Raw genomic sequence first — 24,834 nt, 5'->3', positions numbered from 1 at the left:
CCGGGGCCGGATCAGAGGTCGCCGTACTCGCCGACCTGCCGGCCACCGACCCAGGTCCGCAGGATGCCGGTCTGCCACATCGCCCGATTGGCCGGCAGGCAGAACGGGTCCAGGTCGGTGAGCACGAAATCGGCCCACTTGCCCGGCTCGAGGCTGCCGATCACCCGCTCCTGGTGGGCCGCGTACGCGGCGTCGAGGGTGAACGACCGCAGCGCCTCGACCGGCGTCATGGCCTCCTCGGAGTACCATCCGCCGGCCGGTCGGCCCTCCCGGTCGGTGCGGGTCACGGCGGCGTGCATACCCTCGAAGGGCAGCGCGGAGGAGACCGGGAAGTCCGAGCCGGAGGCGATGACGGTGCCCTGGTCGAGCAGCTTGCGCCACGCGTACGCGCCCTTGATGCGCTCCGGGCCCACCCGGTCCTCGGCCATGTTCATGTCGTCGGTCGCGTGCACCGGCTGCATCGACGCGATGAGGTCCAGCTTCTTGAACCGCCGGATGTCGTCGAGCGCGACGACCTGGGCGTGTTCGATCCGGTGCCGCAGGCCCCGGTCGCCGACCTTGCGGAACGCCTTGTCGTACGCGTCGAGGACGAGCCGGTTGCCCCGGTCGCCGATGGCGTGAACCGCGGCCTGGTAGCCCTGGCGGAGGATCGCCAGCACCCGCCGGTCCAGCTCCTCCGGCTCGATGCGCAGCAGGCCGGTGTTGGCGGGGTCGTCGCTGTAGGGCTGGAGCAGGGCGGCGCCCCGACTGCCCAACGCCCCGTCGACGTAGAGCTTCACGGTGCGGACGCGGAGCATGTCGGCCGCGAACGAGTCGGTACGGACGTCGGCGCCGACCTCGCTGAACGCGTCCCAGGTCAGGAACGCGTTCACCCGCATGGTGAGGGTGCCGGCCTGGGCCAGTTCCCGCAGCACGAGGTAGCCGGCGGCGTCCGTGCCGGCGTCGGAGACGGAGGTGATGCCGACGGCGTTGAGCTTCTGCTGCGCGATGAGGGCCCGCTGTCGAACGTCCTCGATGGTCGGAGCGGGAAGCTTCGAGGAGACGAGCCCCATCGCGTTGTCGACGAGCGTTCCGGTCGGGTTGCCGTCCGCGTCGCGGATGATCTGGCCGCCCGCGGGATCGGGGGTGTCCCGGGTGACGCCGGCGAGAGCCAGCGCCACGCTGTTCGCGACGCCCGCGTGGCCGTCGACCCGGGTCAGCCACACCGGCCGGTCGCTGACGACCACGTCGAGGTCGGCGGCGGTCGGGAACCGCCCCAGCCCCCAGATCACCTGGTTCCAGCCCCGTCCCGTGACCCAGGTCAGGTCCGGGTTGGCGGCCGCGTACGCGGCGAGGGCCTGCTGCGCCTCCGCGAGGGTCCGGGTGCCGCTGAGGTCCAGCTCGGAGGCGAGGGCACCGTAGCTCCAGAGGTGGCCGTGCGCGTCGTGCATCCCGGGCAGCAGCACGCGGCCCCTGCCGTTGACGCGGCGTACGCCCCGACCGGCGTGGGCGTCGAGCCCGGCGACCTTCCCGTTCGCGGAGATCAGGATGCTGGAGAACTCCCGCAGCCGCCCCTTGCGGGTGAGGGTGTAGCCCCGGACGTTCTCCACCAGCACCGGCCCGCGTCCCGTGCCGTGCGTCGTGGCCGCCTGGGCCGCGCCGCCGGGCAATGCCGGGAGCACGGCGGCGCCGACACCGACGCCGAGCAGTCTCAGGAGTTGGGCACGGGTGAGGGTGGGGGTGGGGGGTGGGGTGGCGCAGGCCTCACACACGGAGACTCCTCGGCGAATTCGAGCGGCGTGAGTCGTCCAGGCGACGGGCGGGCGGCGTGGGCCCGGCAGAGGTCCGTCCCATCGACGGCTTCCTTCCTCGCCGACGCTATCAGCGACGAAGATCGATGGTCAAGATCGGTTCACGGGGTGACCACGGAAGCCGTCATGCGGCCGGGAAGTAGCAATCCAGCTTTCGGCGCAGGTGAGCCGAGTAGACGAATCCGAGGGTTGTGGTGCTGCGGAACGCGCCGGCGGCGCCCGTGCTCGCGTCCACCACCACCGGACGCGCCAGCGCCGCGAAACGGACCTGCTGCTTCTGCTGGGCCCAGGCCAGTGCCCGTGGCTCGATCTGGGTGCCCACCAACGCGGGGAACACCGCGACTCCGCTCTGCAGGCCGCGCAGCTGCCCCTTGCGTGCCAGCACGTAGTCGAAGGCCGAGGTGGTGAACGCCTGCATGGCGCTCTCCGTGATCGAGGTGGCCGGCGCGACGATGGTGAACAGGTGCAGCTTGGTGGCCATCCATCGCAGTTTGAAGTCGGCACGGTAACCGACGAGCACCGGCAGGCCGGCCCAGTCCTCGGTCTTCACCTCGCACCCGTCCGCCCGCAATCGCTGCCCGGTCGTGTCGATATACGCCCGCACGCTCTCCGTCACGGTGGTGTCCATCTCGCCTCAGACCCTTCGCCCGGCCGCCTGGCCGCCTGGCCGTTGATTCAACACCATCGCCAGGCTTGGCAGGGGGCGGTGTCTCCGCGGGCAGGTGCGAGACGCCGACCGCTGTCCACAACCTCCTCGCCGGACAACCGGACCGAAGCGAGCGGGTCGTCGTCATGAGCCGCCGGTCAGCACGGACCCCCGGGCCTCGGCCCGGCCCTCGTCCCGGGCCCGGGCGAGGAGCTGCGCCAGCCGCCGCCGGCGTCGCCGGACGATGACGCGGTAGGCGAGGACGAGCCCGACCAGGACCGCCACGAGGGCCAGCTGCGGCCAGGGCAGGACCCAGACCGTCGCGGTCGCCGAGCCACGGCGGACCTCGGCGCCGGTCGGATCGCCGGCGAGCAGGGCGGGGGTCACCTCCACGGTCGTCCGGACCGGTCCCAGCCCCCACACCCCGCCGACCCGGGCCTCGGTGCTCCTGCTGCCGCCGGGCAGCAGCTCCGCGACGTCGGTGCGCGCGTTCGGTTCGGCGAGGCCGAACAGTTCGGCGGCGGTGACCCGGCCGCCGCCGGTCACCGCGACGTTGCCGCCGTTCGTCGCGGTGTACGTGACGTGGACGGTGCCGGCCGAGAACGGGTTCCACGAACGTTCGTACCGGGTGGTGAGGTCGCCGATCGCCAGGGCCGCCACGACCGTGCCGGTGGCGCGCATCATGACCCGGAAGCCGACCCGGCTCTCGACGGCGACAGTGCCTCCGCTGCTGGTGACCGTGGCCGCAATGCCGGCCGGGTGGTCCCCCGGGCTGGCGTCGCGCGGCACGGTGATGGTGAAGGGCACCACCTTCGTCTGCTTCGGCCCGACGGTGACCTTCTCCTGCACGTCGATCCAGGTGCCGCCGTCCACCGACTCCTGGTTGGACGGCAGCATGTTGAACCGACCCTTGTCGGTGAGGTATCCGTCGGCCGCCTTCAACGCGAAGACCACCGCACCGTCACTGAAGTTGCGCACCGCCAGGTGCTCGGTCACCACCTGCCCGGGGTCGAGGGCGACCTCGACCCAGCGGCGGCCGTCCGGCCCGCTCGCGTTGGCCGGCTGCACCGCCCAGGTCAGGGTGGGGTTCGCCGGCTGCGCCAGCGCGGCGGAGGGCGCGATCGGCACGGTGACCAGCAGCGCGGCCAGCACGGCGAGCAACCGCGGCAGCATCCCTGGCGTGGTTCGGGTCATGACGAGTCCTCCGGGCAGCGGGGGTGGCGGTGGGGGCCGCTGCCGCACGGCCCCCACCATGCTTCTACTCGAAGAGGGACAAGGTCAACGTCGAGGTGTACGACCCGGCCGCGACATCCGCCGGAGTACGCAGGAACAGATCGGCGTTCACCGTGTACGCGTCACCGGCCACGGCGCCGGAGTCGAACGTCGACACCAGCAGCTCCTGGTCGACGAGGCCCACGTTGTTCCCGGGCTGGGTCGGCTCGTCGAGGACGGTCACGACCTCCTCGCCCTCGGTGACCAGGCCGGTGTCGCCGCCGTCGATCAGCTGCGGCTTCCAGCCCAGATGTCCGGCGCTGATCGGCGCCTGACCGGCGCCGCCGACGAAGTCGGTGGCGCTACCGAGCACCGCCCACGCCGCGTTCTCGGGCACCTCGTCGGGGGTACGGGTGTCCGTGACCGTCACCGTCGGCAGCTCACCGACGAACTGACGCACCGTCAGGGTCGAACCGTCCTCCGCGAGCGCCACCGAGTCACCGGCGACCGAGAGCGCGAGCACGCCCGGCTCCTCGATCTCCTCGATGTCGACCGTCACCTGCACGTCGGCGCTGTCGCCGGGCTCGGCGAGGACCGGCGTCTGCAGCGCCACGCTCCCCGCCAGCACCGCCCCCGCGGCACCGGCCGCGACCAACCGTTTCCGATTCCATCTGGTCATTCGACACTCCATACGTTGTCGTTACTGGGCTTGAGAGGTCAGCCGGCGCAGTCCACGCCGGGGTACTCGGCGGTGCGTACGGTTGTCACGTCGGTGCCGTCGATCGACCCGCTGACGCGGACCGTCGCCGAACCCGCCGCCACGGTGGCCGCCCGCACCGCGAACGACTGGTACGCGTTCGCGCCCGCGGCCACGTCCGCGAAGGTGCGCTCGCCATACGCGGTCTCCAGGGCGAGGTCCACGGGCGCGTCGTGGTCGTTGCGGGCCTGCACCGCGACGTACGCCTTGCCGGCGACGCACCGCGCCTGCGCCGTCACGGTCACCGGCAACGCGGGCGGAACACCCGGATCGTCGGCGAAGACCCGCCAATCGGTGACCGCCACCGCCGAGTAGGTGGTGCCGTTGCCGTCGGCCCGGATCGTGGCGCGCACCCTCGGCGTGACGACCGGGTCGAAGGTGACGGTGTTGAAGGCGGTGGTGCTCGTGCCGTACGGGGACGGGTTCGGGACGTCGTGCCAGGCCGAGTCGGCCTCGTCCCAGTACTGCAGCACCCATCCGTCGGGTTCGGCGACGCCGTCGCCGGTGCCCTGGCCGACGTCCCGCCAGAACTTCAGCTCGGTGCCGGTGAGCCGCACCGGTCGGGACCAGTCGTACTGGACCCACTGCGTCGCCGGCCGGTTGCCGGACCAGGTGCCCCAGATCTGCGCCTGGCTCGGGTTCGCCGGATCGGCGCCGTCGTTGAGGGCGGTGACGCTGTTCCAACCCGCCGTGTAGGAGGCGGTCGGCGTCGCGATGGGCGCGATGTTGCCGGTGAGCGGGCCGGAGAGGTCCGCCGGAATGCTGACCGTCTTGGCGGTCTCCAGGTTCCCGGCCGCGTCGAGCGCACGGAACGACACGGTGTGCCGGTTGGCGTCCGGCGCCGCCACCGGCGCGGTGTAGCCGGTCCACGCGCCGGTGCCGATGGCGTACTCGATCCGGGCGACCCCGGAGGTCGCGTCGCTCGCGGTCATGGTGACCGTCCGGGAGTCGCTGTGCACGGTGGCCGCGCTGACCGGCGCCGTGGCGTCGATGCGTACGGCGACGTCCACGGCGGGCGAGGTGTTGCCCGCGCGGTCCGTGGCGGTCGCCGTGACCGTGTGCCGGCCGTCGCCGGTGACGTCCACGTCGACGGAGCGCACGTCGCGTGCGACGACCGGCTGGCCGTCGTCCACCCGGGTCTCGATGCTCAGCCGGCCACCGCGGTCGTCGACGCCGGCGACCCGTACCCGGACCGGAGAGCGGAACCAGCCGGCGCTGCCGGCGCTCCCGCTCGGGGCGAGCGTCACCGTCGGCGCGGTCTCGTCACCGTCGGTGTCGTCCGGTGAGATGACGGTGACCTGCGCGGAGACCCGCCCGGCGGCGTAACCGAGGACGGTGCCCTGGACGGTGAACGTGCGGGGCGTGGCGACGTCCTCCGGCTGCACCGGATCCCAGCGGACCGGTACCCGCAGCGTCTCGGCGCCGAAGGTCACCGGGATGCCGTCGGGTAGCTCGGTCTCCCCCACCTCCACCTTGATCGCCGGCGCGGTGACGGCGGACTCCGGCTGGGCGGCGAGGATCTTCCACTCCTCCACCGCCACTGCGGAGTAGGTGCTGCCGTTGGTGGAGGCGTCGAAGACCGCGCGGACCTGGGTGGTGGTGACCGGGTCGAAGGTGGTGTCCTGGAAGCCCCGGGTGGCGGTCGGGAAGCCGCTCGGGTTCGGCACGTCGGCCCACTGGCCCGCGTCGAGGTCCCAGTACTGGATCCGCCAGCTCGCGGGCGCCGCGACGCCCACGCCGCTGCCCTGCGGGCTGTCGTTCCAGAACTCGATCTGCGAGCCGGCGATCCGCATCGGCTGGTCCCAGGTGTACTGCACCCACTGCTGGGGCGGGTTGTTGCCGGTCCAGGTCCCCCACATGTCCGGCGGCAGCGGGTTCGGCCGGACGATCTCGTCGTTGAGCGCCTTCACCCAGTACTGCGTGGGCACCGGCTCGTTGGAGACGGTGACCTTCGCCGCCTGGGCGATGTTCGGCCGTGGCGTGAGGTCGGGTCCCCGCACCGGTGTGGTGGTGACGGGCTTGATCCGCGGCGGGTTCTGCGTGTCGTCCCACTCCACCGGGTCGATCGCCACAGACCGGCGGAAGTGACCGCCGCCCGCCGCGTCCGCGGTGTGGTACGCGATGTACCAGGAGCCGTTGAACTCCAGGATGCCCGGGTGGCTCGTCGTCGAGGAGACCGGCCGCAGGACGGTCCCCCGGTAGGTCCACGGCCCCAGCGGCGACGACGCCGTCGCGTAGGCGATGCAGGCGTGGTAGTTCGCCGGGGTGCACTGCGAGGTCGGTCCGGCGTTGTTCCCGGCGTACGCCAGGTAGTAGGTGTCGTTGCGCTTGAAGGCCCAGGCCGCCTCGAAGAAGCCGGTCAGCCCGGTGACGGAGCGCGGGGTGGTGACCGGGGTCTTCATGTCCTGCTGGAGCTCGATCATGCGCAGCTGGCTGAACGAACCCCACCAGAGGTACACCCGCTGGTTCGGGGCGGTGCCGTCGACGAGGATCGTCGGGTCGATGTTGTGGATGGTGTTCGGGGTGGGCACCCGCTGGGAGATGATCGGCCCGCCCGCGTGGTCGGTCCACGGGCCGGTCGGGCTCTCCGAGACGGCGACGCCGATCGCGAACTTGTCCGAGGCCGGGCTGTCCCGCTCGTGGATCGGGACGTACCAGTAGTAGCGCCCGTCGACGCCGCGGACCACCTGACCGGCGTACGCGCGCCCCGGGGTGGCCCAGTCGAAGACCTGCTCCGGGCGCATCAGCGACGGGTGGTGGGTCCACTCGCCGGCCTCGACGTCGGCGGTCTGGAACGCCCCCCACTCGTTCATGATGAAGTCGTTGGTGGTCGGTCCCGCCTCGTCGTGACCGGTGTAGATGTAGAGCTGATCCGTGCCGCTGTCGTTGCCCGGGGCGCCGGCCGGCACCACGATCGGCGCGGGGTCCGCCGAGTAGTAGCTGCCGTCGCCGAGGATCGGATTGGTGGTGTTGGTGAAGGTGTACGGGTCGGCCGCGTAGGCCGGTGCGGCGACCCCGACCAGGCCGCCCGCGACGAGCCCGGCGACCGCCGCCACGGCGACCGCCCGGCCGAACCGGCGCGACCGCCGAGGGGTTGGTGGCGCGGCGCCGCGCACCGCTGTGGTGTTCACGGTGTCGATCTCCTCACTGTCGAGCCTGAGGGTGGCGGCGCCGTCCCGGCGCCGCCACCCGTGAAGGGCTAGTCGCAGCTGAGCGCGCCGAATGGCGCCTCGACCTGCTCAGTGACAGGCGCGCCGTCGACGGTCCCGGTGACCTTGACCGTCGCGGTCCCGGCCGGCACCGCCACGGCCCGGCTGGTGAACGCCTGGTACGCGGACTTGCCGGGAGCGACGTCGGAGACCGTGCGCGACCCGTACGGCGTCACCAGCTCGATGGTGAGCGGCACGTCGTCGGCGTTGCGCGCGGTCACCAGCACGTAGACCTTGCCGCCGGTGCACTGGGTGCGGGCCTGCACCTCGACGTCCCACGCCGGCGCCGGGTCGCCCACGGTGAGGGTCAGCGTGGTGCGGGTCGTGCCGGCCTCGCTGACGTACTCGGGCAGGATCAGGTCACCGATGATGGTGTAGCGACCGGGCGTGTCGACGATGCTCTCGTCGAAGTTCCAGTCGACGCCGATGGCCTGGTTGTCCCGCGATCCGTCGTTGTAGGAGACCTCCACCTTGTCCGGCAGGTAGGGCAGCTCCCCCACCTCGACGGCCTGTTCGAACGTCTCGGCCCCCTGGATCGAGATGCCGCGCGGCGCGGTCTCCGGCCGCACGTAGACGCGGGCCTCGGCGATCAGCCCGTACGCGTCGTTCGTGCCGTACACCACGAACGGTTCGACGTTGGTCTCCGCGACCATCTCGGGCGTGATCGGCTGCCAGTTGAACGCGACGTCACCGCGCGCTCCGCTGGCGTAGACCGCGTCGAGCGTGGCCGGCAGGGTCGGCACCTGCCCCACGGTGGTGCGGATGAGCACCGGCGAGCGCACCGAGTCGACGGTCTCGCCGTTGGCGCGCCAGCGCAGCACGCCCGTGCCGGCCCCCTCGCCCATCACGCCGGAGATGCGGATGCGCAGGTAGCTGGTGGTGATCGGCTCGAACTCCAGACGGTTGTACCTGTTGGTGGCCAGCGCGTCGGCGTACGCCGATCCGTTGGTCAGCGTGACCGGCGTCCAGGTGGTGCCGTCCGCGGAGCTCTCGACGGCGTACGTCGTGCCGTTGGGCCGGCGGGTGCCGCCGTTGTCGTCGTACCAGTAGACGTCGGTCGACGAGAGCCGCACCGGCGCCTCCCACCGGTACTGGATCCACGCCGCCCGCTCGGGGCTGGTGCCGTTCTGCGGCTGACCCCAGTTACCCCAGCCGTTCCCGGCGCCCGGGTTCGAGCTGTTCGGGGTGCTGGTCTCGTTGACCCGCTGGTGGTTCTCCCACGACGCGGTGCCGCTCGTGGTGATCGTCGCCGACCGGCCGAACTCGGCGACGACCTCCCGCTCGGCGAGGGTCACCGCGACTGTCGCCTCCGACCGCTTCGCACCGTCGTTGGCGTGGAACCGGAACACGTAGTCGCCCGGTACGGTGCCCGTCACCCGGGTGGCGAGGGCCTTCGCGTCGGCGAAGATGACGCCCGCGCCCTGCGGGGCCGAGACGGTCTCCCAGCCGAAGGTGAGTTCGCTGTCGTAGGGGATGCCGTCGTCGGTCGCCGTACCGACCAGCCGGGTGGAGAGGTTGCCGTCCGCCGAGCCGTCCCGCGCGGCGGTGACGACGGGCGCCTGGTTGGAGACGTCCGGTACGTCGCGGCCGGAGTCGAAGACCTGGATCTCCGAGACGGCGGTGAAGAGGGTGGGGCTGTTCGTGAACGCGATGCGCAGCTTGTCCGACGTCACGCTGTGGAAGAGCGCCTCGTTGAACTTCGCCGAGGGAACCGTCGGGTTCTTGAACTGGTTCGGCACCTCCTTCCAGCCGCCGTCGCCGTCGGGCACCTGGATCCACCAGCGCGCGGGCTCGCGGTAGCCGCCGGCCTGCCGGTCGCTGACGAAGTACACCTTGACGTTGTCGAAGGACTTCGCCGAGCCCAGGTCGAGTTCGACGTAGCCGTTGCGTTCCGTCGTGCCGTAGTTGCCCCAGTACGGCTCGTTGGCGGTGACACCGTCGTTGACCGCGTTCAGCGACACCGGCCGCTCGGTCTCCTTGATCGCGCCGGGCGTGTAGTTCATCGAGGTGCTGCTCCAGCCGGGGGTGTGGAACTGCCGCCACGGCGTCGGCCGTACGCCCTGCTGGGTGTACGACGAGCTGAGCTCGGCGCCCGCCGCCAGGTTCGGCGCGTCCTCGGTGAGGTCGACGCCGGCCGTCTTGAGGTACGAGACGACCCGGTCGTCGGAGATCGGCGTGTTCACCGCGCTCGGGAACTCGGTGCCGTCGTCGGCGGTGAAGGTGACGGTCACACCCTCCTCGGCCTGCACCTGGTTGGTGTTCGGGTCGTAGGTGAGCTTGCCGAGCTTGTCGGTGCTGACCTTCTTCTCGCCGTTCAGGAAGAGGCTGTAGCCGGCGCCCAGGCCGTACTCGCTGCCGTCGGGGTCCCAGACGACGGTGACGTCCTGCCCGTGGTAACGCAGGTTATTGACCATGAAGTGGTCGTAGCCGAACTGGATCGGCCAAAGTTCGATCTTGTCATCGGAGCGTGGCTGGATGCCCGCCATGTCCTCGACGAAGATGTAGTTCATGTTGCCGAGCATCACGTGGTTCGGGTTGTTGCGGTTGTAGGTCTTCGCGGTCGCGTTCCAGTTGGAGTAGTACTCCGCCTGGTTCGGGGCGCGCAGGTCCGCGTTCGGGTAGATGCTCCACGCCATCCAGTCGAGCAGCCGCTTGGCGTAGGCGGGGTTGACGTACTTCTGCTCCGGGTCGTAGTGGCGCAGCGCCGACCGGACACCGCGGTACTGCACCGTGAAGTTGATGTTGGAGAAGTTGTTGGAGCCGCCGATCCCGTAGGCCGTCCGGTCGTACTGGTTGGCGGTGTAGAACGGGAAGATCGGGAAGTTGTCGCCGTAGGTCAGGAAGCGGAACCCGTCGACGTAGGTCTGCCACTGGTCGAACGGGATGAGGTTCTCGGCGTAGACGTCGTAGAGGTTCGACTCCCGAGCCGGGATGAGGTCGCGAGCCGAGGCGGGCAGCGGGTTCGGCCGTCCGTTCGCGCTCGCCGCGCTGCTCGCGCCGTGGGAGGTGCCGGCGAGGAACATCCGCATGTCCGGGCTCCACAACCGGTCCAGGATCGCGTCGCGGATCTCGTTCGCCCCGGTCGCCATCTGGTCGACCTTGGCCTGGTCGGCCCCGGCGATCTGGTAGAGCTGCCGGGCGGCGTCGAACGCGCCCCACACGTACGCCGACTCGGGGCGTTCGATGGTCCGCGCGCCCGGCGCGCCCGCGTTGGCCTTCGGGAAGCCGAAGGTGATCGCGTCGGCGTCGTTGCCGGGCATGTAGTTGGTGTCGTAGGCGATGAGCTTGTCGTCGTTGCCGTCGTAGTGTTCGAGCTGGCCGACGCCGTCGCCCTCGAAGTAGCCGGCGAACTTCCGGGCGATCTCCTTGCCACCGCCGTGCACGTTGTACGCCTCGAGTCCGGCCGTGCCGAGGTACTGCGAGTAGTGGTTGTTCCAGCTGGTGTGCCCCGGGCTGTCCAGGAAGGCCGACGAGCCGGAGAGCTCGCCGATGTTGAGCACCTGGCCGTACGGCAGGTAGGGCGTGCGCAGCCACTTGGTGTCCTGCAGGTGCATCGGCTGGGTCAGCGCGACGGCGTTCTGGTAGAGGTTCACCCCCTCGATCGTCGTGGGGTACTGGTAGACGTGACCGGAGGCGTTCGCGTCGAGGGTGTTGTACCGCTCCCCCCACCACCGGTAGACGATGGCCTTCTCCAGGGCGGGATCCGGGACGTCGATGTAGGGGACGTCCTGCGCCCAGCGGCGGTTGAACTCGGTGACACCGGTGCGCACCGCGTCGGCCGGTGACAGTCCGGCGTACTCCTGGTAGCTCTCGACGGTGGCGGGCAGCGTGGCCGAGGAGACGGCGCCGACCACCGAGAGCGCCACCGAACCACCGGCGGGCACGGTGATCTCACGGTCGAGGTTGGTTCCAGTCCGGCTGAAGCCGGCGCCGGTGAGGTCGACCTTGATCGAGTTCCACGGCGTGTCGACGAGGCCGTTGTTCGAGCCGCTGGTGATGGTGCGCGTACCGGTCAGCTCGGCCGGGCCGGCACCCGCCTGGGTGGCCAGCGGTGAGGCGGCGCGGACGGTGAACGTGGCCGGGCCTTCGCCGGGGTTGTTGAAGGTGATGGCGGTGACGGCGACGTTGTCGTAGGTGATGAACTTGGTCAGGTCGGCGGTGACCCCGCTCGTGCCGACGGTGTACCGGCTCTTCGCGTGGCTGGGCGCGTTGAACCGGTTCGCGTTCACCTCGGTGACGGTCTGACCCGGCACCGTGACGGTGTAGAGGTTGCCGAGGTTGTTGGGGCCGCCGACGAACGCGCTGCCGGCGAAGCCCATGACGGTGAAGTTGTTGTTGCTCGCGCCGCGCATGTACAGCGAGCGGCCCCGGGTCATCAGCACGGCCGAGCCGACCGTTCCCTGGACGCCCAGGACCCGGTCGAGGTAGTAGTCGGTGCCGCCGGCGGCGAGGTCCTTGTCGAAGATGGACTGGTGCATGTTGCCGGCGGTGAAGGGAACGCCGGGCTTGAGCTGCTCGGCGACGTCACCGACGTTGCTGTAGACCGGGTCACCGATCTCCATGACGTGGCTCTGCCCGTCGGTGTAGACCCCGACGTCACCCTCGTTGCCGGGTAGGACCGGGCCGTCGGCGTGGGCCGGGGAGCCCACGCCAACCGTTCCTCCCATCACGAGCGCGGCCAGGGCGACCCAGAGGGGCACCCTCCTCACGCGTCTACGGCTCATGTTCCTTCCTCCTTGTCGTCGGTGCGGCTGGACTGCTGGTGAGGCCGTGCTGCACCTCGGTGGTCGGTCTCGCGCGGTCTGGCGTTGTCGTGGCGGGAGGAGGTGGACGTTGGTGTTAGCGTTAACAAAATCGGGCGTGGTCGGGCCGGTCGGGCGTCGGTGTCAGGCGCGCCGGTCAGCCGGCCTGGTCGGTGAGGACGGGGAGCCAGACGCGCATCGTCGAGGGCCCCCGGTTCGCCCACGCGTGGTACTCCACCAGGGCCACCCCGTCGAACTCCTCGCCCACGACGGGCGTCGACCCGCCGCCCTCGGCGAGGTAGGGCCACTCGTGGTGCTCCGGGTGCACGCGGCGGCAGCGGACCGTCACCCTCCCGTCCACCAGGCGGGGCGGCTGGTCGACGTCGACCCGAAGCTCGTCGACGCTCTCGGCGGCCGGTACGTCCACCGACTCCAGCGCGAGCACCAGCGGCCCCCGCTCCACCGCGACACAGCCGCGGACCGCGTCGATCCGCGCGTCGGGGTAGGTGAACCGGGGCGCCACCGGCAGGGAGAGGACGACCTCGTCGCCGCGCCGCCACCGCCGGTGCTCGGTGACCAGCCCCGGCCCCACCGGCCGGCTGTCGCCGTCGACGGTCAACGTCGCCCCCTGGGCCGCCCAATCGGGCACCCGCAACGCCAGCGACCAGGGGCGCTCGTCGTCACCGTCGATCCGCACCCGGACCTCCCCGTCGTACGGGTAACCGGTCGCGATGCTCACGCTCACGTCCCGCCCGTCGCCGAGCCGGTGCGCCACGGTGGCCGGCAGGTACTGGTGCAGCTGGAGGCCCTCGTCGTCGCAGGTGGCGACGTACGCCGACAGGCTGGCCAGCGTCCGGGCGACGTTGGTCGGGCAGCAGGAGACCTCGAACCAGGGCGCCCGCAGCGAGGAGGCCGCGCGGAGGCTGGGCCGATCGGGGTCGGGAAGGGTACCGAGCTCGCGACGGTGCAGCGTGTTGGTGTAGAAGAAGCTGCGCCCGTCCGCCGCCGGTGACGTCGACACCACGTTGAACAGCGTCCGCTCGATGAGGTCGGCGTACCGGGGATCGCCGTCGGCGAGCAGCAGCCGCCACGCCAGCATCACCGAACCGACCCCCGCGCAGGTCTCCGAGTAGGCGCGGTCGGGCGGCAGCACCCAGTCCCCACCGAAGGCCTCGTCCTGGTGGCGGGAGCCCTGGCCACCGGTGACGTACGTCCGGCACGCCACCGCGTTGGTCCACTGGTTCCGCACGGCCTCCAGCAGGCTGGCGTCCTTCAGCTCGACGGCGACGTCGACCGCGCCCGCGGCGAGATAGTTCGCCCGGACCGCGTGCCCCCGCAGCACCGTCGCCTGCCGCACGGGAAGCTCGTCCTGGAAGTACTCCCGACCGAACTCCACGTCGCTGAGCCGGCCGTGACCACGCCTGTCGACGAAGAGCGCGGCCTGGGCCAGGTAGCGGTCCTCCCCGGTGGTCCGGGCGAGCTCCACCAGCGCCGCCTCGATCACCGGATGGCCGCAGACGCCGTCGATGCCGTCCGGCCCGAACGTCTCGCACACGTTGTCGGCGGCCCGGCGGGCGACCTCCAACAGCCCGTCGTCCGCGCCGGGACGCGTCCGCGCGCGGGCGACCGCGGCCTGGAGCAGATGACCGACGCAGTAGAGCTCGTGGCCCCATTCGAGGTCGGACCAGCGCGGCGCCTGCCCCGGCCGGCCGAAGTTCGTGTTGAGGTAACCGTCGGGCGCCTGCGCCGCCGCCACCCGCCGGACGACGGCTCGGAACCTCGCCTCGAGTTCGGCGTCCGCGCTCCGGCCGATCTCCCACGCCATCGCCTCGAGGAACTTGTAGATCTCCGAGTCGGCGAACTCGCGGCCACGGCGACCGCCCGCGAGGTCACCCCGCACGGCGAGGTCGAAGTTCCGGAGCCAACCCGCCCGCTCCAGCCAGTGCTCGATGTGCGCGAGGGTCGCGGTGGCGTTGACCGACTGACGCCCGGCCCAGAAGCCACCGGTCACCCGGACGGCGTCCAGCCCGAGCGGCCGGAGCCGGCCGCGGACCGGCAGCACGGGCGCGGCCGTGGGTGCGGTGCCGCTCATGGTCATCCCTTCAGCGCGCCGGACATGAAGCCGCGCACGTAGTGTCGTTGGAGCAGCAGGAACAGCACGATGCACGGGAGGGCGAGGACGACCACGCCCGCTTCGGTCGCCCCGTAGTCGACGACACCCTGGACCTGACCGCGCAGGTTCGAGACCGCGAGCGGAAGGGTCATCCGCTCGGAGTCGTTGATGAGGATCAGCGGCGCCATGAAGTCGTTCCACGCGGCGAGGAACGCGAAGAGCCCCACGGTGATCAGGCCCGGCTTCACGGCGGGCAACAGCACCCGCCAGAGCGCGCCGAAGGACGAGCAGCCGTCGACCAGCGCTGCCTCGTCCAGCTCGCGGGGCACCGCCTCGAAGGAGATGCGCATCAGGAAGGTGGCGAACGGCAGCTGGAACATGGTGAGCACGAGGGCCACGCCGACGAGCGAGTTCTGCAACCCGACCTCGTTGAGCAGGACGTAGAGCGGGATCAGCAGCGTCGCGTAGGGGACCATGAGGATGGCGAGCGTGAGCAGGAAGAGGATGTTCCGGCCGGGGAATCGGAACCGGGCGAACGCGTACCCGCCGAGCAGGGACACCAGCAGGGTCAGGGCGACCGTCAGCAGGGAGACGAACGCCGAGTTGGCGAGGTAACGCCAGATGCCGGCCTGGTAGTTCGCCAGCGTCTCGTAGTTGCCCAGCCCCCAGCCGTCCACCTGGTTCGTGCCGGCCTGCGGCGCGACCGACGCCACCGCCGTCCAGACCAGCGGCGCCAGGAAGATCAGCCCAACCGCCCCGGTGAACACCCAGTACGGCGTGCGCAGCGCGATCCCGGCGATGGTGACCCCGGTCGACCTGGCCGGAGCAGCCGGCGGTGTGCCGGGCGAGGCCGGTTCGTCGACGGTGGTCGGGCGGGAACGGAAATCGGCGACCATCCGCGTCACCTCTCCTCGGACCGGAACGCGCGCAGTTGCAGGGCGTTCATGACGATCAGGGCCAGCAGCACGATCACCGAGAGCGCCGCCGCCACCCCGAGATCGTTCTGCCCTTGGAACGCCACCATGTAGATGAGCTGCACGACGGTGATCGTGCTGTTGTCCGGGCCGCCCTTGGTGAGGATGTAGAACTGCTCGAACGCCAGCAGGGAGCCGGTCACGCAGAGCACGGTGGTCAGCGCCAGCGTCGGGCGCAGCAACGGCAGCGTGATCTTCGTGAAGGTCTGCCACCGGCTCGCGCCGTCCGAGCGGGCGGCCTCGTAGACGTCCGCCGGAATGCCCTGCAGGCCGACGAGCATGAGCACCATGTAGAAGCCGGCGTAGCGCCACACGATGAGGAAGGTCGTGGAGAGCAGCGCCGCGGTCGGCGAACCGAGGAAGGTGAAGCCCAGGCTCTCCATCACCGGTGCCAGCGGGCTCGCGTACGGCGAGTAGAGCACGTAGAACAGCAGCGACGCGGACGCCAGGCCGAGCGCGCTGGGGATCAGGAAGGACGCGCGGAGCAGGCTGTTCCACCGGCTCGACTCCTGCACGAGCAGCGCCAGCCCCAGCCCGAGCGCCAGCAGCAGCACGGTGGCGAGCACCGTGTACTTCACGGTGAACACCACCGAGTCGGTGAAGAAGCGGTGGTCGACGGCCTTGGTGAAGTTGTCCGGAGCGTTCATCCCCTGGTCGCCGGTGAGCAGCGGCCATCTCGACAGCGACATCTTGACGACCAGCAGCAGCGGCACGACGAAGAGAGCCCCGACGAAGACCGCTGTCGGTGTCGCGTAGAGCCAGCCGAGCAGACCTCGACGGCCACGGCGTCGGGCGGGGCCCCGCATCGCCGCACTGGGCGGGCGAGACGGCGCGGTGACTGTCATCGGGGACCTTCCGTTTCTTGCGTGAGGTGGGACGGGGCGGGCGACTACCCGGGTGGCATCGGCGTCGCGGGCGTGTGCCGTACCTGCCGGCGCACGCCCGCGACGACGGTCGGCTACTGCTGGAGAACGGCGGTGATCTCGCCGTTGTCCTTCTGCAGGTCGCCGCCGCCGGTGAGCACCTGATTGCGGATGAGGGTCAGCCACGGGCTGCTCGGCGCGTTGAACGCCTGCTGGAAGTTGAGCGCGACGGGGGTGTCACCCTTGCCGGCCACCTCGTTGATGGTGACCAGTCGCGGGTCCTCGGCGGCGTACTTGTTGCTCGCGAGGTCCGAGCGGGACACCACGTCCTTGTTCTTCGCCAGCACCTCGACCTGCGCCTGCTCGGACATCATCCAGTTCAGGAAGTTCCAGGCCTGCGCCGCCTTCTTCGAGTCCTTCGAGACGCCGATCCCATCGCCGCCGACGAAGGTGGAGGCGCCGCCGTTCGGGCCCGGGATGCCGGCCACGCCGACGTCGAACGGAGTCGAGGAGAGCAGCGTGGCCGGGTAGAGCATCAGGCCGATCTTCCCCTCGGTGAACGCGGCGGTCCACGTCGGACCGGTCTCCCCCTCGGAGGCGGGCAGCACGGCACCGGACTTCCACAGGTCGTTCCAGGTGCGGTAGACCTGCTGCGCGGTGTCGTCGGCGAGCTTGGCCTCCCGGCCGTCCTCGCTCAGCACCTCGCCGCCGCTGGCCCAGATGGAGGGGAACCAGGTGAAGACGAGACAGCCACCGCAGTTGAGCCCGGCCGCCGTCCCGTAGACCCCCTCCTTCTTGAGGCCCTGCACCGCCTTCGCGGCGGTGGCGTACTCCTGGAGCGTGGCGGGCGCCTTCTCCGGATCCAGCCCGGCCTCCTTGAAGAGCTGCTTGTTCCAGAACAGCATCGACAGGTCCAGGACGAACGGCAGGACGTGCGCCTTGCCGTCGACCGTGCCGGCCGACAGGTGCCCCTTGTTGATGGAGTCCTTGAAACCGAGACCGTTGATGTTCGCGCTGATGTCCTGGAACAGCCCCTGGTTGACCCAGTTCGGCACGTAGACGATGTCGGCGGCGAAGAGGTCCGGCAGGCCGTCGGCACCGGCTGCGGCGCCGACCTTCGCGACGTAGTCGTCGTTGGGTACGACCGTCAGGTTGACCTTGTTCTGATGGCTGGCGTTGTACGCCTCGACGAGGAGCTTCGCCTGCTTCTCCAGCGGCGCGCGGGTCCACATGGTGAGCTCGCTGCCGTCGTCGACGCCTTCGGGTCCCGCCTCGGCGGCGGTCGAGCCGCCCGGTTCGTCGTCGCTGCACGCGGCGGCGCCGAGAGTCAGCGTCGCCACCAGGACTGCTGCCATGGAACGCAGGGCGGTGCGCCTGCCCAGGGCCTTCCTCATGATTCCTCTCCTCGGGGTCTATCGATCAGAGGGAGCCGCAGCGCGGTTCCCGCGAGTGTGGAAGCTCGATCCGTTCGTGCAGGTCGGGTACGGCGAGGCGGGATCACACCGGCGCGCGGAGCGGCGGTGTGCGCTGCTGCGGCGATGAGGGGCGGGCGACCCCTGACCGCACGACCCCAGCGCGTGATGCTCGTACCTCGCCATCTCGCACCCGCCTCCCGCCGGATCCGGCGCGGCTCGCGCATCGATCGTTACCGCCGCGCCCGAGGTGATGGGTATCACTGTCCGCCGCTAGCGTGTCGCACGAAAACGATTTCGGCAAGGTGTCCAACGGGTAAAACAAGAGCAGCTTTCGGCGGGCCCCGCCATCCGCCCAATGTCGAGTCTGGGCACTACGCCCGCGCCCAAGCGGTAGATTGCGCGCCGCCCGTGCGCCTGAAATCTTTGCGAAAGCCTTTCGGCGGCAGACATCTCGGCCCGGGTGGGCCCGCCGAGCCGAGTCGGAGTCGCACGTCTTCAAGGAAGTCGGGGTGTCTCGCCTAGCCGGACACCCCGACTTCCTTGATACCGGTGTCGATCGGCGCCCAGGCCGTGTTCGGCGGTCGGCACCGCTCACCGTCCCGGCTTCAGGAAGCCGGCCCGGCCGGCGCCTGCGACGAGGGCCCGGCCAGGTAGCCGGCGGCCTGCAGGTCGAAGAGTTCACGGTAGAGGCCGTCCTCGGCCATCAGCTGGTCGTGGTCGCCCTGCTGGATCAGCCGCCCGTCACGCATGACGAAGATCTGGTCGGCGTGCCGGACATTGGCGAGCCGGTGGGTGATGAGGATGACCAGCCGGTCGGGATGGCGGCGCAGGTTCTGGAACATGGCGTGCTCGGCGCGCGCGTCGAGGGCGGCGGAGGGCTCGTCACAGACCAGGAGTTGGGCGTGCCGGTAGATGCTGCGAGCGGCGACGAGCCGTTGCCACTGGCCGCCGGAGAGTTCCTGGCCGTCCTTGAACTCGCGGTCGAGGAGGGTTTCGTACCCGTAGGGGAGGTCGATGATCATCTCGTGCGCGGCGGTGGCCCGCGCGGCGTCCTCCACGCTCGGCCCCGACGAGTGCGGTGCCCGGTCGTAGCGGCCGACGAGGACGTTCTGTCGCGCGGTGAACGGGAACCTCCACCAGTCCTGGCTCATGACGGCGACGTGTGCGGCGAGGCCGTCCCTGTCGAGTTCGGCGGTGTCGGTGCCGTCCCAGCGGATGACGCCGGAGGTCGGCCGATACAGACCGGCGACGAGTTTGGCGAGGGTGGTCTTACCGGACCCGTTCTCGCCCACGAGCGCGACGACCTGACCACGGTGCAGGCTCAGACTGACCTCGTCGACCGCGGGGGTCTCCGTGCCCGGATAGCTCAGGCTGACCCCGTCGAGCTCGATGGTGTCGAAGCCGGTGGTCGACTTGCCACCCGCGGGCGAGGTGCGCAGCCGGGCCCGGTCGATGAAGTCCAGGTAGTCCTGGTAGTAGAGGGCGTCCTCGTAGAGCGAGTTGGTGGCGAAGACGGCCATGCTGAGGCTGGCGTGCGCGGCCTGCAACGCCAGCAACGCGGTCGCGGCGGCGGCGAGGGCGACCCAGCCGGCCAGGAGCAGGCTACCGAGCACGGCGTAGACGGCGAAGGTGGCCAGCCCGGCGATGGAGGCGCCGAAGATCCGGGTGATGGTCTGCGCGCGGACCAGGTCGAAGTCGGCGCGGGTCTCGGCCCGCATCATCCGCCGGTACTCGTCGAGGAGGTACGCGCGCATCTGGTACGTCCGGACCTCGACGGCGGAGCGCCGGTTGGCCATGAGGTTGGCCAGCATCCACATGCGACGGCGGCGCGTGATGCGGCCCAGCAGGTTCAGGTACTGGCGGCGGGCCATCCGCACCGCGGTGATCGCCTGCGGCACGGCCGCGAGGAGCAGGCAGGGCAGCAGGATCGGCTGGATGACGGTGACCGCGGCGGCGGTGGCGAGCACGCCGACGACTCCGGTGACCAGGTTGACGGTGCCGTCGACGATCGCGGCGGCCTCGCGCAGGCCGCGATTGCGGGCCCGGTCCATCTCCTCGGCGAAGCCGGCGTCGTCGAACGCGGCGAGGTCGACGGCGGTGGTGGCCTCGAACATGCGCAGCTCGACCCGGTAGTTGATCTGCGGGATCAGCCGGGCCTGCGCCCAACCGGCGGCGATGGTCAGTCCACCGCGGGCCGAGATGGCCGCCGCGGCGAGGAGCAGCGCCGGCAGGGCGGCGCGGACCCGGTCCGGGGTGGGGCCGGCGGCGAAGAGCTTGGTGAGCACGCTGGTGGTGGCCAACAGCCCGAAGGTGGTCATGACGCCGGCGGCGATGTTGAGGCCCAGCGAGGCGACCGTGTCGAACCGGTTGGTCGCCCAGGCCACGCCGATGGCCTCCCGGACGATGCGGGGCAGCCGACGGGCCACCGCCCAGAATCCCGTCTGGGCGACCTGACGGGCGTGGTGCATCCAGTCGGGGTCCTGCAGCTCCGGCAGGACCGGCTCGGTGTCGGGGTCGGGGCTCTCCTCCTGGACGGGGGAGTCGGGCGGGCGGGTCACGGTCTCCACGGCAGCCTCCTCGATCGGCGGGTGGCGCTCGACGTTGCGGTAGGGCGGTTTCGGACACGAGGCGCCACCGATCGCACGGGCCGTGGCGATCGGGGCGGAGGCCGGAGAGGTCGTTGCGGGGGTCGGCGGGGGGATCCGCGCGCCGAAAAGCCTACGTTCCGCAACCAGATCGAGTCACGCAGTTATCGGCGTGTCGAACAGACGTGTCAACGCCGGCCCGTTTCCCAGGCGTCCGATGACCGAAAGGCGACGAAGCCGCCCCGCCCGGGGCGGGCCGGGCCGCAAGTAGACTTGCCGTCTCCGCAACAGAGCAGGTGCATACGAGATGACCGACGAGGACGTGGACGCCGCGCTGGCCGGGGTCGGACCGCGCCTGCGGCACCTGAGGACCCGACGCAGGCTGACGCTCACGGAGGTCGGCGAACGCACCGGCATCTCGGTGAGCACCCTCTCCCGGCTGGAGTCCGGCGTTCGCCGGCCCTCGCTCGACCTGCTGCTCCCCCTCGCCAAGGCGTACCGGGTGCCGCTCGACGATCTGGTCGGCGCACCCCAGTCCGGCGATCCCCGGATCCACCCCAAGCCCGTCCGTCGGGACGGGATGATCTACATCCCGTTGACCCGCGACGCCTCGGGCGTGCAGGCGTTCAAGCTGATCCTGCCGCCACGCCAGGAGGAGAAGCGGATCGGGCAGCGGGTCCACGAAGGCTACGAGTGGATCTACGTACTCAGCGGGACGCTGCACCTCGCGCTCGGCGACAGCCTCACCACACTCACGGCGGGCGAGGCGGCGGAGTTCGACACCCGCACCCCGCACAGCATCGCCAGCGCCGGCCCGCAGCCCGTCGAGATCATCGCGCTCTTCAGCCCGCAGGGCGAGCGCATCCACATCCGGGACTCGTAAGGCCCGGCCCACGGCCGGCGTTTGCGGGATCAGCAAAGCTGTTTGCGGACGTCCGCGCCGGCGCGGACAGTAGGGCGCGTGAACAGCGATCGCCGCAACGCCGCGCGGATCCCGACGCGCCGTCACCGGCGACACACCGTCGTACCCGCGGGGCCGCCGACCTGACGGAGACCGTCCGCCGGACCACCGCCACCACCCCGACGACGTACGGCGCGAGCCGGCCACGGAGACCGCTCGAGAGCTGAGGCAGCCTCCTGCGCGTCCCGCCCTCCGGCCGTCCCGCCGGCGGAGCCGCACGCCCACGGCCGACCGCCGTCCACTCCACCCGCTCGATCCCGAGCCGTTCGACGCTGCCCACGACGCGCGTCCCGACGGCTCTCCTCATCCGAAGGAACGTCTCTGATGTCCGTGCACCCGACGACCGCGGGCCACCCCCCGCGCAGCACCGCCGAGCACCCCGATCCACGCCGATGGCTCGCGTTGGGGGTCATCGCCCTCGCCACCCTCATGGTGGTGCTGGACGCCTCGGTCATCAACATCGCCCTACCGCGGGCGCAGGAGTCGCTGCACATCTCCGACGCGAACCGGCACTGGGCGGTCACCGCCTACGCGGTCACCTTCGGCGGCCTGCTCCTGCTCGGTGGCCGCCTCGCCGACGTGCTCGGCCGCAAACGCACCATGCTGGTCGCCCTGGCCGGCTTCGCCGTCGCCTCCGCCTTCGGCGGGTTCGCGGCCAACCCCGCCATGCTCGTCTCCGCCCGCGCGCTCCAGGGCATCTTCGCCGCCGCGCTCGCGCCTGCCGCGCTCTCCCTGGTCACCGTCACCTTCGTCAACCCGGCCGAACGGGCCCGCGCGTTCGGTGTCTACGGCGCGGTGCAGGGACTCGGCGGCGCGATCGGACTCCTGCTCGGCGGCACCCTCACCGAATACCTCGACTGGCGGTGGTGCCTGTTCATCAACGTCCCCATCGCGGTGCTCGCCATCCTCGGCGCCGTCCCCACCGTCCGGGAGAGCCGCGTCACCGGCGACCGCCGCTACGACATCCTCGGCGCGGTACTGGCCACGGCCGGCTCGGTGGCCCTGGTCGTCGGTTTCACCATCGCCGGCGACGGCGGTTGGCTGCGCCCCAGCACGCTGCTCACCCTCGGCGCCGCACTGGCGCTGCTGATCGGCTTCGTGCTCCGGCAGGCCCGTACCGACCATCCGATGCTGCCGCTTCGCGTGCTGACCGACCGCAACCGCGCCGGTTCGTTCGCCACCGCCGTTCTCGCCGGCGCCGGCATGTTCGGCATGCTGCTGTTCCTGACCTACTACCTGCAGGTCAACCTGGGCTACTCGCCGATCGAGGCCGGGCTCGCCTTCCTGCCCTTCACCGCCGGAATCATCCTCATGGCGTTGGCGATGCCCGCGCTCCTGCCGCGCACCGGCCCGAAACCGCTCATGGTCACCGGCATGGCCCTGGCGACGGTCGGCATGTTCCTGCTGACCACGATCGACGGATCGCCCGCCTGGCTGGGCGGCGCGCTCCTGCCCGAACTGCTCATGGGCGTGGGCCTCGGACTCGTCTTCACCCCGATGAACAGCGCCGCCCTGACCGGCGTCGACCCGGCCGACGCCGGCGTCGCGAGCGCCGTGCTCAACGCCACGCAGCAGCTGGGCGGGGCGTTCGGGGTGGCTTTGCTCAACACCTTCTACACCATCACCACGCGTTCGGGTCTCGGCGACGACCCGACCGATCGACTCGGCGCGTACCTGGCCGGGTACCGCTCCGCGTTCCTCGCCGCCGGAGTCCTCTTCATCGCTGCCACCGCCGTCAGCCTCACCGTCCTGCGCGGCAGGGCCGCCCGGGAAGGGGGCGCGAACCAGGACGCCGGTGGATCGGCCTCGCCCCTGGCTCCGTGACGTCTCGCCACTGTCGGGTGCCCGCCCATCAGAACGCGGGTGGGCACCTGGGCCGAACCCTCAGTCCTCTCGGTTGCCCTGCTTGAACGCGGTGACGATCCACGCCACGAAGCCGACAGCGGCGAGGACGACCAGCAGTGCGGCGATGTGCCAGGGCTTGATCTCCATCGGCGACCTTTCACGGAGGATCTTCGGTCGATAGGCGTCAGCAGCCTATGGGACATCGCGTCCCCCGGCGATCGCGGAGGCCTCCGGTCACGGTCGACCGGGGCCGATGATCGCTGCCGGGTAGGGTGGAGACAGGTGTGCCGGGAAGTCTGGTCGGCGGTTGATTCAGCGACCCCAGCCGGAGGAGTTCCGCATGGCCATGCCCCCCGCCGACCGCACGCCGCGCCTGCTCAGCCGCGGCAGCTGGCCGGAGGTACGCCGGATCGGCGACATCCTGCGCGCCGAGACCGTGGGCGGGATCCTGCTCTTGGCGGCCGCCGTGATCGCCCTCGTCTGGGCAAACTCGCCCTGGTCGGAGGGGTACCGGCAGATCAGCGACCTCGAGGTCGGCCCGGCCGGACTGCACCTGGACCTGTCGCTGGCGCAGTGGGCCGCCGACGGCCTCCTGGCGATCTTCTTCTTCGTCGCCGGCTTGGAGCTCAAGCGTGAGTTCGTCGCCGGTGACCTCCGCGAACCCCGACGGGCGGTACTGCCGGTCGCCGCGGCGCTCGGCGGCATGACGGTGCCGGCGGTGATCTACACGATCTTCAACGCGCGCGCCGGAGACGGTGCGCTGGCCGGCTGGGCGATCCCGACGGCCACGGACATCGCGTTCGCTCTCGCCGTGCTCGGGGTGATCAACACGCATCTTCCGGCCGCGATGCGGACGTTCCTGCTGACCCTGGCGGTCGTCGACGACCTGCTCGCCATCGTGATCATCGCGATCTTCTACACCAGTTCGCTGCACTTCGGGCCGCTGCTGCTCGCGCTCGTACCGTTGGCGGCGTTCGGGGTCCTGGTGCAGCGGCGCGTCCGTTCCTGGTGGCTACTGCTGCCGCTGGCCGTGGTGACCTGGGCCCTCGTGCACGCCTCCGGGGTGCACGCCACGGTCGCCGGGGTGGCCCTCGCCTTCACCGTGCCGGTGCTGCGCCGCAAGCCGGGGCCCGGTCCCGGCCTGGCGGAGCACTTCGAGCACCGGTTCCGCCCGCTCTCCGCGGGCGTGGCCGTGCCGGTCTTCGCGTTCTTCGCCGCCGGGGTGTCGATCGCGGGCGCGGGCGGGCTGGGCGCGACGCTGAGCGACTCGGTCGCCATGGGGGTGATCGTCGGGCTGGTCGTCGGCAAGGCCGTGGGCGTCTTCGGCGCGACCTGGCTGGTGCAGCGGTTTAGCCGGGCCCGGCTCGCCGAGGGAATCGACTGGTGGGACGTGTTCGGGCTGGCGCTGCTGGCCGGAATCGGCTTCACCGTGTCGCTGCTCATCGGTGAGCTGGCGTTCGGCACCGGCAGCGAGCGCGACGACCACACCAAGATCGGCGTACTGCTCGGGTCGGTGATCGCGGCGCTGCTGGCCACCGTCGTCCTGCGCGTGCGCAACCGCCACTACCGGCGGCTCTGCACGATCGAGGAGCGCGACAGCGACGCGGACGGTGTGCCGGACGTCTACCAGGGGCGGCCCGGCCTGACCTGACCGGCGCGGCCCGATCGGGCCCCTCGGCGCCGCCGCCCCGAGTTCCGGCGACGGTCCCGGGTACTCCTCCG

14 protein-coding genes are annotated in these 24,834 nt (G+C 71.0%); 3 read left to right on the top strand and 11 right to left on the bottom strand.

Going from position 1 to position 24,834, the window contains the following annotated elements; all coding sequences use genetic code 11:
- Positions 1-11: 11 nt before the first annotated feature.
- From D7044_RS28095 to D7044_RS28045, 11 genes are all read right to left on the bottom strand, one after another.
- Positions 12-1,751 carry an amidohydrolase gene (locus D7044_RS28095; protein ID WP_120680770.1) on the bottom strand — a complete coding sequence of 580 codons (1,740 nt, stop codon included), beginning with the start codon at positions 1,749-1,751 and terminating at the stop codon, positions 12-14.
- Between the two features lie 163 nt (positions 1,752-1,914).
- On the bottom strand, positions 1,915-2,418 hold the full coding sequence (locus D7044_RS28090) for a levansucrase (protein ID WP_120680768.1): 504 nt from the start codon (positions 2,416-2,418) through the stop codon (positions 1,915-1,917).
- Between the two features lie 162 nt (positions 2,419-2,580).
- Positions 2,581-3,630: a WxL protein peptidoglycan domain-containing protein gene (locus D7044_RS28085; protein WP_120680766.1), complete on the bottom strand. Its 1,050-nt coding sequence runs from the start codon at positions 3,628-3,630 to the stop codon at positions 2,581-2,583.
- 64 nt (positions 3,631-3,694) lie between these two features.
- The gene (locus tag D7044_RS28080; RefSeq protein WP_120680764.1) at positions 3,695-4,327 is read right to left on the bottom strand and encodes a hypothetical protein; all 633 of its coding nucleotides are present in this window, start codon (positions 4,325-4,327) and stop codon (positions 3,695-3,697) included.
- Positions 4,328-4,365: 38 nt separating this feature from the next.
- Positions 4,366-7,545 carry an OmpL47-type beta-barrel domain-containing protein gene (locus D7044_RS28075; RefSeq protein ID WP_120690689.1) on the bottom strand — a complete coding sequence of 1,060 codons (3,180 nt, stop codon included), beginning with the start codon at positions 7,543-7,545 and terminating at the stop codon, positions 4,366-4,368.
- Between the two features lie 59 nt (positions 7,546-7,604).
- Positions 7,605-12,338 (bottom strand): discoidin domain-containing protein, encoded by a 4,734-nt coding sequence (locus D7044_RS28070; protein ID WP_233565149.1) that lies wholly within the window; start codon positions 12,336-12,338, stop codon positions 7,605-7,607.
- A gap of 175 nt (positions 12,339-12,513) precedes the next feature.
- Positions 12,514-14,448: a glycoside hydrolase family 127 protein gene (locus D7044_RS28065; RefSeq protein WP_120690688.1), complete on the bottom strand. Its 1,935-nt coding sequence runs from the start codon at positions 14,446-14,448 to the stop codon at positions 12,514-12,516.
- A 2-nt stretch (positions 14,449-14,450) separates the two neighbouring features.
- The gene (locus D7044_RS28060; protein WP_233563310.1) at positions 14,451-15,365 is read right to left on the bottom strand and encodes a carbohydrate ABC transporter permease; all 915 of its coding nucleotides are present in this window, start codon (positions 15,363-15,365) and stop codon (positions 14,451-14,453) included.
- A gap of 5 nt (positions 15,366-15,370) precedes the next feature.
- Entirely contained in the window at positions 15,371-16,249 is an 879-nt protein-coding gene (locus D7044_RS28055; protein WP_233565148.1) for a carbohydrate ABC transporter permease, read from the bottom strand.
- A gap of 152 nt (positions 16,250-16,401) precedes the next feature.
- Positions 16,402-17,700, bottom strand: coding sequence for an ABC transporter substrate-binding protein (locus D7044_RS28050; RefSeq protein WP_120680756.1), 1,299 nt, complete (start codon positions 17,698-17,700; stop codon positions 16,402-16,404).
- Between the two features lie 626 nt (positions 17,701-18,326).
- Entirely contained in the window at positions 18,327-20,288 is a 1,962-nt protein-coding gene (locus D7044_RS28045; RefSeq protein ID WP_233565147.1) for an ABC transporter ATP-binding protein, read from the bottom strand.
- A 325-nt stretch (positions 20,289-20,613) separates the two neighbouring features.
- On the opposite strand from D7044_RS28045, the gene D7044_RS28040 reads away from it, so the two are divergent.
- The 3 genes from D7044_RS28040 to nhaA all read left to right on the top strand — a co-directional run bounded on the left by D7044_RS28040 (position 20,614) and on the right by nhaA (position 24,763).
- Positions 20,614-21,189 carry a helix-turn-helix domain-containing protein gene (locus D7044_RS28040; RefSeq protein ID WP_120690686.1) on the top strand — a complete coding sequence of 192 codons (576 nt, stop codon included), beginning with the start codon at positions 20,614-20,616 and terminating at the stop codon, positions 21,187-21,189.
- 402 nt (positions 21,190-21,591) lie between these two features.
- The gene (locus D7044_RS28035; RefSeq protein WP_120680752.1) at positions 21,592-23,091 is read left to right on the top strand and encodes an MFS transporter; all 1,500 of its coding nucleotides are present in this window, start codon (positions 21,592-21,594) and stop codon (positions 23,089-23,091) included.
- Positions 23,092-23,452: 361 nt separating this feature from the next.
- Positions 23,453-24,763 carry a Na+/H+ antiporter NhaA gene (gene nhaA / locus D7044_RS28030; protein ID WP_120680749.1) on the top strand — a complete coding sequence of 437 codons (1,311 nt, stop codon included), beginning with the start codon at positions 23,453-23,455 and terminating at the stop codon, positions 24,761-24,763.
- The last annotated feature ends 71 nt before the right edge of the window (positions 24,764-24,834 follow it).

The organism is Micromonospora musae (genome assembly GCF_003626635.1).
Classification (GTDB): Bacteria; Actinomycetota; Actinomycetes; order Mycobacteriales; family Micromonosporaceae; genus Micromonospora; species Micromonospora musae.
The sequence above is the reverse complement of the archived record's forward strand: the minus strand, read 5'-3'. Positions and strand labels throughout refer to the sequence as shown.

What these genes read in the sequence shown, in the direction of transcription:
- D7044_RS28055 (WP_233565148.1), bottom strand. Translation starts at nt 16,249, where the DNA reads ATGCGGGGCCCCGCCCGACGCCGTGGCCGTCGAGGTCTGCTCGGCTGG.
- D7044_RS28060 (WP_233563310.1), bottom strand. Translation starts at nt 15,365, where the DNA reads ATGGTCGCCGATTTCCGTTCCCGCCCGACCACCGTCGACGAACCGGCC.
- D7044_RS28050 (WP_120680756.1), bottom strand. Translation starts at nt 17,700, where the DNA reads ATGAGGAAGGCCCTGGGCAGGCGCACCGCCCTGCGTTCCATGGCAGCA.
- D7044_RS28085 (WP_120680766.1), bottom strand. Translation starts at nt 3,630, where the DNA reads ATGACCCGAACCACGCCAGGGATGCTGCCGCGGTTGCTCGCCGTGCTG.
- D7044_RS28070 (WP_233565149.1), bottom strand. Translation starts at nt 12,338, where the DNA reads ATGAGCCGTAGACGCGTGAGGAGGGTGCCCCTCTGGGTCGCCCTGGCC.
- D7044_RS28065 (WP_120690688.1), bottom strand. Translation starts at nt 14,448, where the DNA reads ATGAGCGGCACCGCACCCACGGCCGCGCCCGTGCTGCCGGTCCGCGGC.
- D7044_RS28090 (WP_120680768.1), bottom strand. Translation starts at nt 2,418, where the DNA reads ATGGACACCACCGTGACGGAGAGCGTGCGGGCGTATATCGACACGACC.
- D7044_RS28040 (WP_120690686.1), top strand. Translation starts at nt 20,614, where the DNA reads ATGACCGACGAGGACGTGGACGCCGCGCTGGCCGGGGTCGGACCGCGC.
- D7044_RS28035 (WP_120680752.1), top strand. Translation starts at nt 21,592, where the DNA reads ATGTCCGTGCACCCGACGACCGCGGGCCACCCCCCGCGCAGCACCGCC.
- nhaA (WP_120680749.1), top strand. Translation starts at nt 23,453, where the DNA reads ATGGCCATGCCCCCCGCCGACCGCACGCCGCGCCTGCTCAGCCGCGGC.
- D7044_RS28080 (WP_120680764.1), bottom strand. Translation starts at nt 4,327, where the DNA reads ATGACCAGATGGAATCGGAAACGGTTGGTCGCGGCCGGTGCCGCGGGG.